The organism is Streptomyces sp. NBC_00873, assembly GCF_045207415.1.
GTDB lineage: Bacteria > Actinomycetota > Actinomycetes > Streptomycetales > Streptomycetaceae > Streptomyces.
On record NZ_CP108803.1, the window covers coordinates 8392993 to 8408763 of the forward strand.

General features: G+C 68.4%; 7 protein-coding genes and 7 pseudogenes. 10 read left to right on the forward strand and 4 right to left on the reverse strand.

Features of this window, described 5'->3' with window-relative positions; genetic code table 11:
• Positions 1–28 precede the first annotated feature (28 nt).
• On the reverse strand, positions 29–3181 hold the full coding sequence (locus tag OH809_RS38790) for an amidohydrolase family protein (RefSeq protein ID WP_406416469.1): 3153 nt from the start codon (positions 3179–3181) through the stop codon (positions 29–31).
• Between the two features lie 218 nt (positions 3182–3399).
• Between OH809_RS38790 and OH809_RS38795 the strand changes: the two genes are divergently transcribed.
• Entirely contained in the window at positions 3400–4791 is a 1392-nt protein-coding gene (locus tag OH809_RS38795) for an APC family permease (protein ID WP_406416468.1), read from the forward strand.
• Between the two features lie 151 nt (positions 4792–4942).
• Positions 4943–6013 carry an MBL fold metallo-hydrolase gene (locus OH809_RS38800; RefSeq protein ID WP_406416466.1) on the forward strand — a complete coding sequence of 357 codons (1071 nt, stop codon included), beginning with the start codon at positions 4943–4945 and terminating at the stop codon, positions 6011–6013.
• Here OH809_RS38800 and OH809_RS38805 read toward each other — a convergent pair whose 3' ends face one another.
• Positions 6014–6982, reverse strand: coding sequence for a LysR substrate-binding domain-containing protein (locus OH809_RS38805; RefSeq protein WP_406516138.1), 969 nt, complete (start codon positions 6980–6982; stop codon positions 6014–6016).
• Between the two features lie 199 nt (positions 6983–7181).
• Here OH809_RS38805 and OH809_RS38810 point away from each other — a divergent pair.
• Together OH809_RS38810 and OH809_RS38815 are read left to right on the forward strand one after the other, a co-directional pair.
• Positions 7182–8185 (forward strand): annotated as a pseudogene (locus OH809_RS38810) (IS5 family transposase).
• Positions 8186–8218: 33 nt separating this feature from the next.
• Positions 8219–8479: pseudogene (locus tag OH809_RS38815) on the forward strand (WbqC family protein); the annotation flags it as partial.
• A 526-nt stretch (positions 8480–9005) separates the two neighbouring features.
• On the opposite strand, the gene OH809_RS38820 reads toward OH809_RS38815, so the two are convergent.
• Positions 9006–9299: a hypothetical protein gene (locus OH809_RS38820; RefSeq protein WP_406416462.1), complete on the reverse strand. Its 294-nt coding sequence runs from the start codon at positions 9297–9299 to the stop codon at positions 9006–9008.
• 101 nt (positions 9300–9400) lie between these two features.
• Between OH809_RS38820 and OH809_RS38825 the strand changes: the two genes are divergently transcribed.
• Positions 9401–9967 (forward strand): hypothetical protein, encoded by a 567-nt coding sequence (locus tag OH809_RS38825; RefSeq protein ID WP_406416460.1) that lies wholly within the window; start codon positions 9401–9403, stop codon positions 9965–9967.
• 43 nt (positions 9968–10010) lie between these two features.
• On the opposite strand, the pseudogene OH809_RS38830 reads toward OH809_RS38825, so the two are convergent.
• Positions 10011–10856: pseudogene (locus OH809_RS38830) on the reverse strand (IS256 family transposase); the annotation flags it as partial.
• A 2-nt stretch (positions 10857–10858) separates the two neighbouring features.
• Between OH809_RS38830 and OH809_RS38835 the strand changes: the two are divergent.
• The 5 genes and pseudogenes from OH809_RS38835 to OH809_RS38855 form a co-directional block, all read left to right on the forward strand.
• A pseudogene (locus tag OH809_RS38835) lies at positions 10859–11080 on the forward strand (transposase); the annotation flags it as partial.
• Between the two features lie 339 nt (positions 11081–11419).
• Positions 11420–12290 (forward strand): annotated as a pseudogene (locus OH809_RS38840) (IS5 family transposase).
• Between the two features lie 74 nt (positions 12291–12364).
• A pseudogene (locus OH809_RS38845) lies at positions 12365–12838 on the forward strand (IS110 family transposase); the annotation flags it as partial.
• 34 nt (positions 12839–12872) lie between these two features.
• Positions 12873–13246, forward strand: a pseudogene (locus OH809_RS38850) (discoidin domain-containing protein).
• 143 nt (positions 13247–13389) lie between these two features.
• Positions 13390–15693: an Ig domain-containing protein gene (locus OH809_RS38855; protein WP_406516319.1), complete on the forward strand. Its 2304-nt coding sequence runs from the start codon at positions 13390–13392 to the stop codon at positions 15691–15693.
• Positions 15694–15771 lie beyond the last annotated feature (78 nt).

Sequence of the window (15771 nt, forward strand, 5' to 3'; positions counted from 1 at the left end):
CCGCCCATCAACACCAGGTACTGCGGCCTCAGCAGCAGGTGTGGTTTTGATGCTCCTCCCGGTGCCACCAGTAGCGCTCCGTGGCCGGAGCCTGCGGGACCTCGGGCAGAGCCCTGTTGTGCACGCCCGACGTCGTACCGGCCGCGGCCGATGGCGCGGCCGCGCTCAGCACTCCGCCCTCCGAGGCCCTCCTGGCGATGAGGTCCGGCACGCTGCGCACGAACCCGCCGACGACGACTTGCCGTACCGCCGCCGCCGCCGTGATGTCCTCCAGCGGATCGCCCTCGACCAGAACCAGGTCCGCGAGCTTGCCCGGCTCCACCGTGCCGAGGTCACCGCTCAACCCCAGGACGCGCGCCCCCTCGACGGTTGCGGACCGCAGCGTGTCGTGCGGGCTGACGCCGTAGCGCACCATGGCCTGCAGATTGAGGTGGTAGTACACGGCTGGGGGGACCAGCGGAGTGTCCGTGCCGACCGCCACGTGCGCCCCGCCCTCGATCAGACGGCGGATCGTTTCGACGTGGCGCCCCACGTCGGCGATCTCCTCCACGTGCTCCTCGGCCTGCGCTGCTTCGACGCCTTCGCGGAACGCCTTGTACTCGGCGGCGGGCAGCAGCTCGGTCAGCCGGGGATCGTCAATCGCCCACTCCGCGTAGCGGTACAGGCCGAGCCCAGATAGCCCGAGGGTCGGGGTGAAGGCCATCCCGGCGCCGGACAGCGGCCCGGTGACGTCCTGGTAGGTGTGGCCGAGATGGGTCAACTTCTGGCGGCGCCCGTAGCGGCTGGTGCCGCCCATGTGCTCCACGGCGTCCCCGCCGAGTCCGAGCGGGCCGAATAGATAGTGGGAGGTGGTCCGCAGGCCGAGGCGGTGGGCGGTCTCGATGGCCTTGCGCTGCAGCGAGTACGGCAGCCGGACGTAGGTCTTGACCAGATCGTGGCCAAGCGCCCGGCCCTTGTCGAGCTCGCGCCGCAGCTCCCCGGCGCTGGTCACCGGGCGGCCGGAGGAGTAGTAGATCCGCGAACCGTCGATGAAGTCGCCGGCGGCGAACACCCGCGGGCCGGTGCGGCGTCCGGACCCGACGGCCTCCTTCGCCTCGACGCTCGCGTAGTGGCACGTGCCCGGGGAGCGCAGGGCGGTGACGCCGAAGGACAGCCACAGCCGTCCGGTGTCGTTGCGGTACCACGGCCCGTGTTCATGCACAGCGATCAGGCCGGGCATCGCGGTCAGGTGCCGGGCGTCGACGGTCCGGTCGCCGCTTCGCCTGGGCCCGGTGCCGCGCGGGGACACGTCGACGATGCGGTTACCCTCGAGCGTGATGTCGACGTCACGGCGCAGCCGTGCGCTCGTACCGTCCCACAGGGCGCCGGCCTGGATCACGGTGCGGCCGGACGGCTTCGCCTGACGCCACCTCAAGGGGACGGCTACGGTGCGGGCCTCGCCGCTGTCCGCGTCGGCGAGGCGCAGACGACCGTCGGACAGATAGAGCAGCGAGCGGGAATCCCCGCTCCAGCTGGGGGCGTCGGCGGTCTCGCTGCCCACGGTGCGGGCGGGCCCGGTCGGCAGGCCAGAGGAGTCCACTGCGCTGACCCGCAGGGTGCCGCCCACAACGTAGGCGATCTTCTTGCCGTCGGGGGAGTGGACGGGACCGCTGTCGACGCGATTGGCGAGCGACGCACCGGGGACCGGCTCGCTGTAACGGGCCGCGCCCGTGTCCAGGTCGACGCTGAGGATCTGGTTGCGGCCCTCGCGGAAGCGCGGGGTGACCGGCACCAGGACGGCACTGGCTATCTGCTTGCCGTCGGCGGAGAAGCTGGGCCTGCCCGGAGCGTTGAGCGGGCCCGCGACCTTGCGTACGTCCCCCGTGGCCACGTCGACGGTGGTGAGGGTCGATCCGTCGGCGACGAAGGCGACCGACCTGCCGTCGGGGCTCCAGGCCGGTGCGTCCGCGTCGCCGAGACCGGTCAACTGCCGCCGCTCGCCGCTGCCAAGCTCATACAGCCACAGCTCGACAGCGCCCGAGCGGTCGCTGACGTAGGCGAGCGTGCGGCCGTCCGGCGACCAGGCGGGGGCGGTGTTGTAGTGCCCGTCGGAGACCACGGCCTCGGGTGCCGCGCCCCGGTGCATCACCCAGATGTCGCCGAGCGCGGCGAAGGCCACGCGGTTGCCGTCCGGCGAGAGCGCCGGGCCGACGATGCCCTTGACCTGTTGCGCGGCGGTGCTGTCGAAGTCCCGGTTGCTGGGCCGCTCGTCGACCGTGGACACCGTGACGCCGGCGCTGAACTCGATGTCCTGGGTCGTACCGCCGATCACGCGGCGGCGCAGCTTTCCGTCGGCGGTGTGCAGCAGCTCGTCGTCGGAGATCCAGCGGGCGGGGAAGGGAAAGACGTCCTCGCCCTCGTCAGAGACGACCTTTCCGTCCACGACCAGCGAGGTGCCCGCCTTGGTGAGGTGGATGTAGGCGAGCTGGCTGCCGTCGGGGGAGAAGGACGGGCCGGCGACGAAGCCGTCGGAGACGGTGACCAGCGTGCGTCGCGCGCTGGAGGCGTCCACCAGGTCGATGGCTCTCGGGGCGCTGCCCGTACCGGTGGTGAAGGCGATCGCGGAGCCGTCCGGGGTCCAGACCGGCTGCGCCTCCTGGGCCGTTCCCCGCGTCCAGATCTCGCTCTTGCCGGTGTCCGGGGACAGCACGTGGATGGCGTACCGGCTGCCGGTCTCGACGGCGCAGGCGATCCGGGTCCCGTCCGGGGAGAACCGCGGCTCGCGGTGGTCGGCGGTGCCGGTGGTGAGGCGGCGCAGCCCTGTCCCGTCCGTGTTCATCAGCCACAGGTGGAAGTTGCCGTCGGTGTACGACACGAAGACGATCCGCTTGCCGTCGGGCGAGAAGTCCGGCTCGGTCGCCTCCTGTTCGATGTCCGTCAGACGAGTCGCCTCACCGCCGGCGGCCGGCACGGTCCACAGGAGATTGAGCAGGTCGAAGGCGATGGTTCGGCCGTCCGGGGAGAGGGCCGCCGAGGCGTTGGTCGCCTCGGTGACGGTGATGTGTGCGGTGCCGGCGCTGTCGCGCGACGCCGCGAGCGCCTGGGCGGCCGGTCCCACCGTGCTGCCGGCCAGCCATACGGCACCGGCCCCTGCCGCGGCCTGTCCGCTGCGCTTCACGAACGTCCGGCGTGTGATGCCCAACTGTCCCGCCTCCTTGAAGGTTGAATCGATGCGGGCCAGACCGTACTGCTTTCAGCCGGAGTTGCGGCACCCCCGGCCGCATAGCCATTCGCCATGTCGATGGACGACTTCGGCATTGGTCACGCATGCCGGCGCGCCGCATCATGAGCGGACTCGTGGCAGCAACTGCGGTGCAGTCCGCTGACAGGCTCCGTGGCAAGGAACAGAGGGGATCATCCATGAGGTCGAAACAGAGCGTTGGCGCGCAGGCCAATCTGAAGCGGACCATCACTCTCCCGCAGGCACTCGGCGTCGCGTTCCACCAGGTGGTCGGTGGTGGTGTCGTCGCACTGATGGGTGTCGCCATCGCCATGACGGGTTCGGGTACGCCCCTTGCCTTCGTGATTGCAGCAGTCGCCGTGATCATCTACTCGATTCCCATAGCCACCCTCGCGAGCGCCATGCCGGTGGTCGGCGGCCGCTACACCTACGGTGCCCGGGTGTTCTCCCCGACGATCGGCTTCGTCGCGATGTGGTTCGCGGTGCTCGTGACGATCCAGCTCAGCCTGATGGCGCTGGCGGGAGCGGCGTATGCCCAGTCACTGTGGCCGTCCCTTCCCGCGCGGCCCGTGGCGTTCGTGTTCATGACAGTCTTCTTCGTGGCCAACCTGTTCGGCGCGACGTTCTCCAGCCGCGTTGGGATCCTGCTGGGATTCGTCATGCTCGCAGCCTTCGGCCTTTACGGCGTCATGGGTCTGGGCCATGTGCAGGGGACGCACTTCAGCGAGTTCACACCGCAGGGCGTGGGCGGGCTGCTGTCGACCGCCGCCCTGCTCACCTTCGCCACGACCGGCGCCGTCGCCGTGTCGGACCTCGGAGGGGAGATGAAACGCCCGGGCCGTGACATACCCGTGTCCATCGTGGGCGCCACCGCCTTTGCCGCCGTCCTCTACGTGCTGGTCGCCATCCCCTCGATCGGCGTACTCGGTCCGCAGGCGGCCGCCAACAAGACGATGACGGCAGTGGCCGAGGTCATCCTGAGCCCTTCAGGGGCGGCCTTCTTCGTCATCGGCGGAGCACTGTGTGCCGTGGTCGGCCACATCAACTCGCTGCTGCTCGCTGCGACGAAGCCGGTCCTCGCCGCCATCGACGACGGCTGGCTCCCTGCGGGCCTCGGCGCGGTCAACAAGCGCTACGGGACCCCGCACTGGCTGCTCACGGTCCTGTACGTCGTGGGCGTGGCGCCCGTGCTACTCGGTTTCAGTGTGGAGGCCGTTGCCGGTATGGCGTCGCTCGCCACGGGCCCCATCCTCGCGATCCTCGTCGCAGCGTCATGGCGGCTGCGCACCCGCTCGCCCCGCCAGTACGCCGCAGCGCCCTTCAAGCTCAGCCGGGGCGTCCATCTGGCCTGCTCGGTGGTCGGTGGCGTGGTGCTCGTCGTCCAGACCTACCTGCTGATCGGGCGGCTCACACCTCAGGCCAATCTCGCGCTCGCCCTGTGGGCTCTGCTCGGCGTCGGCGTCTGGGCGCTTCGCCGCAAGAAGGTGCGGCACCTGGCCCCGAGCTCAGGCCCGCGAGCAGAGCGGCGGCCTGCCGACGCGCCGGTTCCCCAGGCCGAGCCCCCGGCGTGACCCCTCCAGACCACCACCCCTCACCCGACGGCAAGTGCAGCAAGTACAGCAAGAACAACAGGAAAGGCCAATGATCATGAGCGCATCAGGCGTCCACCCCCATCGACGGCAAGAGCGGATGAGCCCGCCCCCGGAGAGGGGAACGCACCTCGTGCTCCTGGGCACGCGGGCCGGCCCGCACCCCGAGATGCGCGCATCGGCGGTGAGCGCACTCGTTGTGGACGGGGCCGTCTACATCATCGACGCGGGCGCCGGCCTGATCCAGCGCTTCCATGAGGCGGGGCTGGACTTTGGGCAGGTGCGCTCGATGTTCATCACCCACCTGCACAGCGACCACATCGCCGACTACTTCATGTTCTTCAACGTGAACTTCCCGCTGTGGCGACCTGAGACGCAGCAGATCCCGGTCTTCGGGCCGGGGCGGGCCGACCTCAGCGGCCCGGGCACCAGCCGGACTCCCGGCATGCCTGACCTGGCAGATACGCCGGTCATCTCGCCGGAGCTGCCCACCCCGGGCATCGTGGAGATGACCGAGCTGCTCAAACAGGCCTACGCGTTCGACCTCAACAACGCCATCCGGACCACCCGGCGGCCGGATGGTGTTCCGCTCGCCTTCACGGGCGAGACCGGGCGTCCGATGATCGTCCCCCAGGCGGTCCCGACGCCCGGCCACGCCCACGTGGAGAATCCCAGCCCGACCCTGGACCCCATCGAGATCTACGAGGACGACCGGGTCAAGGTCACCGCCATCCTGGTCCACCACCCGCCCGTCTTCCCCGCCTTCGCCTACCGGTTCGACACCCCGCACGGTTCCGTCGTGTTCAGCGGGGACACCACCTCGTGCCGCAACCTCGTGGAGCTGGCGTCGGGCGCCGACGTCCTGGTCAACGAGGTCGTTGCGGTGGACGAGGCCGTCGCAATGTACGAGGGGACTGCCTTGGCGGACACCTACCGGCGGCAGTTCCTGACCGGTCACACTCCGCTGGTCAGTCACGGGGTCCCCGGAGCCCCCGACTACGTTCCCGGTGTCGGCGCCGTGGCGACGGAAGCCGGTGTGGGGGCTTTGGTGCTCACCCACCTGTACCCCGCCGACGGGCGCGTCACCCACGAGCAGTTCCTGACCGGGGCACGCTCGGAGTTCGCCGGCACGGTCATCGTGGGCGATGACCTGCAGAGCTACGACGTCAGCGCCCTGGCCGCCTGCACGGCTGCCTCGTCCTGATCAGACGCCGGCGCCGGCGCCGGCGCCGGCGCCGGCTCCTGCGGCCTCGCGGATCTTCCCGGCCTCCATCCGGAGGCACTTCATGAAGTCGACGGCGGTGGGGGTCATCGACCGCTCCTGCGGAAGGAGGACCCCCACCGTGCGGTCCAGGGAGAATCCGTCGCACTGCAGCACCTGGAAGCGGCCGTCGTCGAGGGCCATGTGCCCAGGCAGCGCCGCGACCGCGTCCGACTCCAGGAGCAAGATCTCGGGAACCGACAGCGACGTGCTGATGATCCGGTCCTCCGGCGGCGCCAGATCGCGGTCGGTGAACGCCGCGAACAGCTCGCGTGACACCGCCGTCTCGGCGCCGGGAAAGATCCACGGGTAGCCGCGCAGCGCATCCAGGGTCACATCCGGCTGCGCGGCAGCCGGGTGTCCGGCCCGCACGACGAGCTTCACGCCCTCGGTGTAGAGACGGACCTGACGTACGCAGGGAATATCGGCTGACATGTCGACGCGGCCGACCACGATGTCCAGCACACCGCTGGACAACTGGGACACAAGGCGTTCGTGGGGAGCCTCGACCAGCTCGACCACCACCCGCGGCCGCGAGCGTTTGAGGCGGTGGATGGCGCGGGGGAGGAAGCCGTCCGTGCCGGTGAGATGGGTGCCCACGGCGACGGTGCCGCCCTCCTCGGCCGCCAGCGCGTCGAGGCGGCGGGCAGCCTGGCGCATCCGTCTGATGATCGCGCGCGCGTCCTCGACAAACGCGGCTCCGAAAGCGGTGACCGTGACACCGCGTGGACCGCGTTCGAACAGGGAGACGCCCAGGATCTCCTCCAGCTCGCGCAACGCCCGGGTGACCACAGGCTGGGTCAGATGCAGCTCGTCGGCTGCACGCGTCACGCCGCCGTGGTCAGCGATCGCGACCACCATCGTCAGATGACGCATCTTGAGCCGGCCGTCCAGCAGCCGATTGGAATCCACGACCACACCGTAACGGGACAATCAGCGGTCCGGATAGACGATCAGGAGCCCCGGCCGCACCGATGCGCGCGAAGCCCGGCCCGCGGGTGACCGCCCCGCGGGCCGGGCTCCCGGCTCCCGTGCTAGGGCGCGTATCGAGTCGTGATCAATCTGCGGGATTCGCCTTCGCGGCGGGGCCTGGACCGGTAGGTGTTCTTGCGTGACGCGAGTGCAACTGAGGGACACGGAGTGGGAGTTCATCGAGCCGTACCTGCCCATCGGCGAGTACGGCCCGTACCCCGAGCGGCTGCGGCAGCAGTTCGAGGGGGTGATCTGGCGGTTCAGGACGGGCGGGCAGTGGCGGGAGATGCCGCAGGAGTTCGGTGCCTGGTCGACCGTCCACAACCGCTTCCGGCAGTGGCGTGACGCCGGCGTCTTCGAGGCCCTGCTGGAGGGGCTGATCGCGGAGGCCGCGAAGCGGGGCGAGGTGGACCTGTCCCTGGTCAGCGTCGACTCCACCACCGCGCGGGCTCACCACGACGCCGCCGGGATGCATCTGGACCAGGACGTCATCACCACGCTGGAGAAGGCCGCCGCCGAGGAGGAGAAGGCCAGGTCAAAGGGGGCGGCCTCGAAGAACAAACCGGGCAGGACGCCGAAAACGATCCCGAGCGGGAAGAACGACGACGCATCCGGCGTCGCCGAAAACTCCGGCTGAAGGCCGCCCTCCTCGGACGCTCCAGAGGTGGGCAGACCAGCAAGGTCCACCTCGCCGCCGACCGCAAGTGCCGCCCGCTGGCGTTCGTCCTGACCGCGGGACAGGCCGCCGACAGCCCGCAGTTCATCCCCGTGCTGGGGAAGATACGGGTCCGCGGGCCCGTCGGCCGCCCCCGCACCCGGCCGGACGCGGTCGCTGGGGACAAGGCCTACTCATCCCGCGGTAACCGGGCCCACCTGCGCAGACGCGGCATCAAGGCAGTCATCCCGGAGAAGAAGGACCAAGCCGCCAATCGGACGAAGAAGGGCAGCAGGGGCGGCCGGCCCGTCAGTCACGACGCGGACCTCTACAAAGAGCGGAACACCGTCGAACGCCTGATCAACAAGCTCAAGGCCTGGCGAGGCATCGCCACCCGCTACGACAAGACCCCGGACAGCTACCTCGCCGGCCTCCACCTGCGCGCCTCGATGATCTGGATCAAAGACCTCACCCGGACCACCCATTGATCACGACCCGATACGCGCCCTAGCCCCCACTGCCTCACTCTCGCCCAGGCCCTGGACCCGGTGCTGGATGCCTTCACCACCGGCAAGACCGCGGCGGTCGCCGAGGCATCCACCCGCCTCCTGCTGGACCTGGCCGGCTGGCGAGGCCAGGTCCTCACCAGCAGCCGCCTGCCCTCCCGGCCGGGCCGATCCCAACGTCTCGCCGACCTGGCCGCCGGGACCGGCGCCCGGGCGTATCTGTGCGGGACCGGCGGCATGACCTATCTCGACGTGGCCGCCTTCGCGGCCCAGAGCATCGCCGTGGCCCCATTCCGGCTGCCGACGACCGGCCTCTGGTCCTCCGGCTGCCGGACCAGTGCCCTGTGGGCGATGGCGACGCTCGGCCCGCAGGCCGTGGCCGCCTGCCTCCAGGCCCTCGCCGTCGACCGCCAGAGCGCGCTGTTGGCTGTCGGTGGCCAGTTAGATCTCCCCGCCCAAGGCCGCCTGACGGGGAATCAAGTGGCCGTGGCTAGACTCACTGTCAGTGACGAACAGGGTCCCCCTCATCTGGGTGAGCCCCGATGTCCACGGTTCTTGGTGGCGCCGTCGGACAAGAGGTCGTCTTGGGTTTGGGTGCTCTGCCATGCGGCGGACGTTCTTCAGCGGCCGTCGCACGGGTCGTCGTCCGCAGACACCGGCTTGGTGTCTGCCGCCAGGCAGGAGGAGTACACCCGCGGCGGCGTGGGCCGCGGCTTCGGTTCCGACGTGGCGCCCACGGCAATGATTGCCCCGGCACCGACGAAGGCTAGCCCTGTCATCGCGGCGAGCCAGGTACCGCGGCTCACTGATCGCCACGGAAGTGGTTACGGAGATCGTCACGGCAGTCGTCCTCGGTGCCGACCTGGACTCGCGAGAAGACCAGCACTCCGTCTCCCTTGCCTTCCTGCTTGGCCTTGGCCAGCTGCGTCTCGATGTCCGCGATGCGCTCGGCGCACTCGGCACTGACGGACTTCTCGGGCTGCGGGTCCGGTGCCGAGGAGGCGTTCAGTTTGGCGGTGGCGGCGAGGCCAGCCGCGCACAGCACCGCCCACGCGGCAACCCACGAGCAGCGGCTCATCCGTATCTGCTTAGGCATCCAGGCATCCTACGAGCGCCGCGGCGGCTGTCGCCGAATCGGGACTTCCTCGTCGACGAGACCAACGACGGAGCCAGCTGGCGTCGCCGACGAGGGTGACGGTGTCTGACCGATCGCGCGTCAGCTTTGGCCGGCTGCCGTTCAGCCTCGACCGCTCGCCGAAGTCGGCGCCCCGTGCACTGGCCACGCTGCTGGCCTGCCACCGCAAACTCGTCGCGAAGAAGTGGGACTACAGCCGGCTTCGCCGCCCCGGACGCCCGCCCACGGGCCCCGCAGTCAAAGCCCTGGTCTTGCGCGTGGCGGCAGAGAACCCGGGATGGGGCCATCGGCGCATCCACGGCGAACTCACCCGCCTCGGCCACAAGATGGCCGCCTCCACCGTGTGGAACATCCTCAACCAGGCCGGCATCGACCCCGCCCCACGTCGTACCGGACCAACCTGGAGGCAGTTCCTCGCAGCCCAGGCCGAGCACATCGTCGCCGTCGACTTCCTGCACGTCGACACCATCAACCTCAAACGCATCTACGCCCTGGTCGTGCTCGAACACGGCAGCCGCCGTGCGCACCTGCTCGGCGTCACCGCCAACCCCACCGGCCCATGGACCACCCAGGCCGCCCGCAACTTCCTCATGGACACCGGCATGAACATCGCAAGCATCAGGTTCTGATCGGGTCTGTAAAGTTAACGGTGGTTCTGGAGTTGTTAGTGGGTCAGCGGCGGGCGGCGGAGAGCCGCCCGTCGAAGGTGATCTCGAAGGCGTTGAGTGCGGCCTTCCATCGCTGTGACCAGCGTTTGCGGCCCTGCCCCGTCGGGTCCAGGCTCATGACGGCCATGTAGACGCACTTGATCGCTGCCTGCTCGTTCGGGAAATGTCCGCGGGAGCGGACGGCCTTGCGGATGCGCGCGTTGACCGACTCGATGGCGTTCGTCGTGCATACAACTCGCCTTATTTCGGTGTCGAATTGGAGAAACGGCATGAACTCGGCCCAGGCGTTCTCCCACAACCGCACGATCGCTGGATACTTCCCGCCCCAGGCGTCACTGAACTCCAGGAAACGTTCCGTGGCGGCGTCCTCGGTCGGGGCCGTGTAGACCGGCTTGAGCGCCTTCGAGATCTTGTCCCAGTCCTGCCGGGCCGCGTAACGGAACGACGCCCGCAGCAGGTGAACCACACAAGTCTGCGTGATCGCCTGCGGCCAGACCGCCCCGATCGCGTCCGGGAGACCCTTGAGGCCGTCGCAGACGACCATGCAGACGTCTTCCGTGCCGCGGTTCTTGATCTCGGTCAGCACCTGGAGCCAGTCCTTGGCGCCCTCGCCGCCGTCGCCGGCCCACAGCCCGAGGATCTCGCGGGTACCCTCGACGGTGACCGCCAGGACCACGTAGATCGGCCTGTTGGCCACCTTCCCGTCGCGCAGCTTCACGTGCACGCAGTCGATGAACAGGACCGGGTAAACCGAGTCGAGGGGCCGGTTCTGCCATTCGTTCATGCCGTCGATCACCTTGTCCGTGATCGTGGAGATGGTGTTCTTGGAGACTTCGGCGCCGTAGACCTCCGCGAGAGGCCGCCGGCCAGCTGCTGACGAGCGCGGGCGACAACCCCGAACGGCTCCGCTCCGAGGCATACTTCGCACACCTGTGCAGAGCCGCCCCGGTCCCGGCTTCCTCCGGCCGCACCCACCGCCACCGGCTCAACCGCGGCGGCGACCGCGCCGCCAACAACGCCCTGCACACGATCGTGCTGGTCCGCATGAAGTACGACCGGCGCACCCGCGGTTTCGGATGGCAGATTCCCGATCTCCGCAACTCCCAGATGTATCGCATCTATTTGACCTGGGAGGCAGGCTTAATTTGGTTTGACTTCTTGACGTGACCGCGATCAAACCTCACACTCTTCTGAGCTAAGGGCTCTTGTGGGTAGGCCGCCAGGAAGGGTGGTCGTTCAACGAAGGCTATACGGCTTCCAAAAGAGTCTGAACTATGTGTCGAGTTCCGTAGGCGATTGAGGGGTGATCACCTCCCACCTCGTTACGGAACGGCATCGCGGCAACACCACCGCCCGCCCGAGGCTTAGGGCTTGTATCGAAAGTGGATCTTGGACGTGAGATGATCTTGGTTCGTGGCACGTGGAGACCTGACGGATGCGCAGTGGGCCCGCCTGGAACCGCTGCTGCCCAAGGGCAAGAAGCCTGGCCGGCCTCCGATATGGACGAGGCGGCAGCTGATCGACGGCATACGGTGGCGGACCCGGACGGGTGTGCCGTGGCGGGATGTCCCGGAGCGGTACGGGCCGTGGGGCCGGGTGTACGACTCCGGCGCTTGCAGCGGGATGGCACCTGGCAGCGGATCTCCACCGAACTGCAGGCCCAGGCCGACGCCAAGAACCTGATCACTTGGGACATCAACATCGACTCCACTATCTGCCGGGCCCACCAGCACGCCGCCGGGGCGCGGAAAAGGGGGATCTGCAAAAAGAGCCGCCGGGTGGCACCACCACCGAACCGGCCGACCACGGCCTCGGACGCTCGCGTGGCGGTCTGACCACCAAGCTGCACCTGGCCGTCGAGCAGGGACAGAAACCCACGTCGATCGTCATCACGGCTGGGCAGCGCGGGGACTCCCCGCAGTTCGAGCCCGTCCTGAAGGCGATCTGAGTGCCCCGCATCGGGCCCGGCAGGCCCCGCACAAAGCCCGACCGAGTGCGGGGGGACAAGGCGAACGCCTCTCGCACCAACCGCGCTTACCTGCGGCGACGCGGGATCCGCTGCACGATCCCGGACAAGGCCGACCAGGTCCGCTACCGCAAGAAGCGCGGATCCCGCGGCGGTCGGCCGCCGAAGTTCGACAAGACCGACTACCGCGAGCGGCACGCGGTCGAGTGCGGGATCAATCGCCTCAAGCGCCACCGCGCGGTCGCCACCCGCTACGAGAAACTCGCCGTCCGGTATGAAGCGACCGTCCTCGTCGCCGCCATCAACGAGTGGCTGTGACCAGCACATTCGATACACGCCCTAGGGGAATGAAGCGCATGACACGCAATTCGATGTTCCTGGGACCCTCCGGCCTGGAGCCGGCCCACGAGATCACCGCCGAGCTGACTGTGCTCGTCGCCTTTGATCAGGGTCCTGCGGCCGAGGCCCCCCGGACGTTCAACCGGATGCGCGGCCTGCTCACCCAGTTCCGCCCTGAGCTTGGAGCGCGTCCGGGGCTCTCGCTTGGACGATACAGCGGTGACCCGGCTGCTGGAATGCCACGGCTCCCCGGCTGCGCCGCGGAAAGCCGGACGCCGCCGACTCCTCTAGGCCGAGGAGATCCGGCCTGGAGCCCTGCGCAAGGCCGCTCGGCTGATCGACGGCATCTTCGACGCCTTGGACGAGCTAACCGTGGTGGTCCCTGGGACTGGCAGCTTCGACGTGGCCATCTCGGCACGGGCCCCTCGCTCGCGGCAATCCGCGGGCAGCACCGGGTCCTGGCGCCGCAGAGCAAAGGCCCTGTTGGAGGACCACCCTCCTCCCCAGTTCGATGGGCCCGACCTGGCTCTGCATCAGCCGACCACGGCGTCGTCGTCCGAGGTGCCGAGCTGGGGACCGGAGAACGCCACCGATGGGGACGGAATGACCCGATGGGCCAGTGCCTACCGGGACGGCGAATGGATCCAGGTGGACCTGGGGCGCTCGCAGACCGTCCGGCGCTGCTGCTCGACTGGGAGACGGCATCCGCGCACGACATCCAGGTCTCCGACGACGCGGAGAACTGGACGACGGCCGTCGCCGTCAGGCCGACGGGCGCCCGCGTGGACGAACTCACCTTCGCGCCGGTGACGGGCCGGTACGTGCGCATGCAAGGGATCAAGCGCACGTCCTCCTTCGGCTACTCGCTCTGGCGATTCGAGGTCCGGGCCACGAGCCCGGAGGCCGACCTCCGCGATGGAGGCCGGCGGCACTGACTGCCAGTGTTCATCGACGCCACCGAATACACCGGCGGAACCAGCATCAGCATCGAACAAATCGATTGGGAGGAACCATGGACAGGCGGAGTTTTCTGATCGCTAGTGGTGTGAGTTCGCTGGCGACGATCGCGGTTCCGGCGATGGCTGAGCCTGCGTCCGCGGCGCAGGAACCCAGGTCATTGCGGATCAAGGCGGGATTCCTGTCGATAGGCCTCGACCAGGCGGGTCGGGTGGTCAGTCTGGTGGACCTGCGCAACGGAACTGACTACGCGGCAGCGGGTAGGTCGGTGCCCCTGGTATCTGTCGTGCTGGGTGACGGGAAGCAGGAAGCTGCTACTCAGGTGCAGGTTTCGCGACGGGATCCCCGGGTGTTGGTGTTCAGCAGCGCCAAGGTGACGGTCGAGGTGAAGGTCGTCAAGTACGCGACGTACTCGACACTCGAGGTCGTCAGGCTGGACGCCGCGCCGGGCACGGATGTGCAGACGTTGCTGTGGGGGCCGCTGTCGACGAGCGTCACCCAGAAGGTGGGCGAGGATGTCGGCGTGGTCGGCAACAGCCGCTTCGCATTTGGGATCATCCCGCTCAACGACAAGACCGTCGGTGCCTGGCCCAAGGAGTTTGACTCGCTTGGGTTCGGCGCGGACGTTGAGTCCCTGCCGTATGGGCACGCTGGGACACAGAACGGCCGGAGCGCCGGGGCGAAGACGTCGTGGGGCAGCATCCTGCGTGCCTACACCTACGACTACAGCAAGGTTCGGATCAGGGAGGGCGAGATACCGATCGGCCCGCTGTCGGGCCCCGAAGGGAAGATCCTCGGGTCGAAGCTGGCGGTGTTCGGCAGCGCACCGGACCTTGTGCTCACCGTGCTCAGCCAGGTCGCGCAGGGTGAGGACCTGCCGTACCCGACCATCAACGGGCAGTGGCAGAAGGTGGCCCAGGCAACCCGGCAGCCGTTCCTGACGCTGCACGACCTCAGTACCGAAAACCTCGCCTCCGCCGTAAATTTCGCCCAGCAGGCAGGGATCAGGAACGTCTACTCCGTGCAGGGCGCCGCCGGCCCGTGGAGGTCAACCGGCCACTACGAGTTCAACAGCAACTTCGGCGGTTCGGACGCCGTCGCGACCCAGATGGTGGCAACCGCCGCCGCGAGCGGGGTGCGGGTCGGCGTGCACACACTGTCCAATTTCATCGCCCCCAACGACCCCTACATTGTTCCGCCACCGGCTGACACACGGCTCACGACCGGCCTGACGGTGAAGCTGACCCGCCCCCTCGCCGAGACGGACACGACCCTGTACGCCGATGGCAACTCTGGCGGCGGCCGTTACGTCTTCGGTCGCCGGCTGCGGCTCGGCGACGAGTTCCTCACGTTCTCCGGTGTGACCCAAATCAGCGCCACCGACTGGCAGTTCACCGGCGTCAACCGTGCGCGATGGGGATCCGTAGCGGCGTCCTACCCCGAGGGGACCAGCGCCACCCGGATCGCCGAGAACCAGTACGGTGGAGCACGAGGCGATCTGCCGGTTATCGACGAGATCGCTACCCGGCTGGCCACGGTGTGCAACACCACCGGCATCAGGAACATCTCGTACGACGGACTGGAGGAGGCGTCCTGGAACGGCTGGAGTGGGCACGGTTTCGCGCACCTGGTCAACGGCGTCTACCGTCACCTGAAGTCCCAGGACGGCTTCATCTCCGAGGCCTCCAACCCGTCGTCCAATACGTGGTTCGCCCAGTCGCGGATCAGCTGGGGCGGCATCGGGTGGTCCGACTCCAACTATGACCAGGTAACCAGGAACAACAACTTCTACCGGGCCAACTACCTTCCGCCCATGGGTGGTTCGCTCCCGATTGGCGGTAACACGAGTACGCTCAGCATTGAGAGGAACCTGGCGCTGGGGGCGTCCCTTGGCGCGAACTTCGGCTGGTTCGAGACAAACGTGAGCAGCCTGTCCGGAGGATCCAACACCAGGGAAATCCTCGCCGCGATAAAGACCTGGAACTCTGCCATCGCGGCCGGAGCATTCACTCCCGCCCAACAGCAGCTCATGACCGACCAGAGCAAGTATTGGCACCTGAGTGAGGTGACGGCGGATAAGAGGTGGTCGTTGCAGGAGTTGGATTCGGCTGACAATCCGGTCGGGGCGGCGCAGGTGGTGGAGGCGTCGGAGCCCGGCTTCACCACGCCCGAGCCGCCCGATGGTTACGTGGGGGAGTTGTACGGGTTCAAGGTCACCTCGAGCACGCCTCAGACGACTCGGTACGAGGTCACTTCTGGTGCTTTGCCGGCTGGGCTGAGTCTGAACAAGGACACCGGTGGTATCACCGGAATCCCCACCACCTCGGGCGCCACACACTTCACCATCACTGCCCGCAACAGCGACGGTGTCCCTGACGCAGCGGTGACCTACAAACTGAAGGTCGCCAAGAGTCAGCCCAGTTGACGACCGCGCTGACCTAATGGGAGCTGCCGAGTCGGAGAGGCTCGGTGCCGTAGCCGCCAGCAGGTGAGTACTTCCACT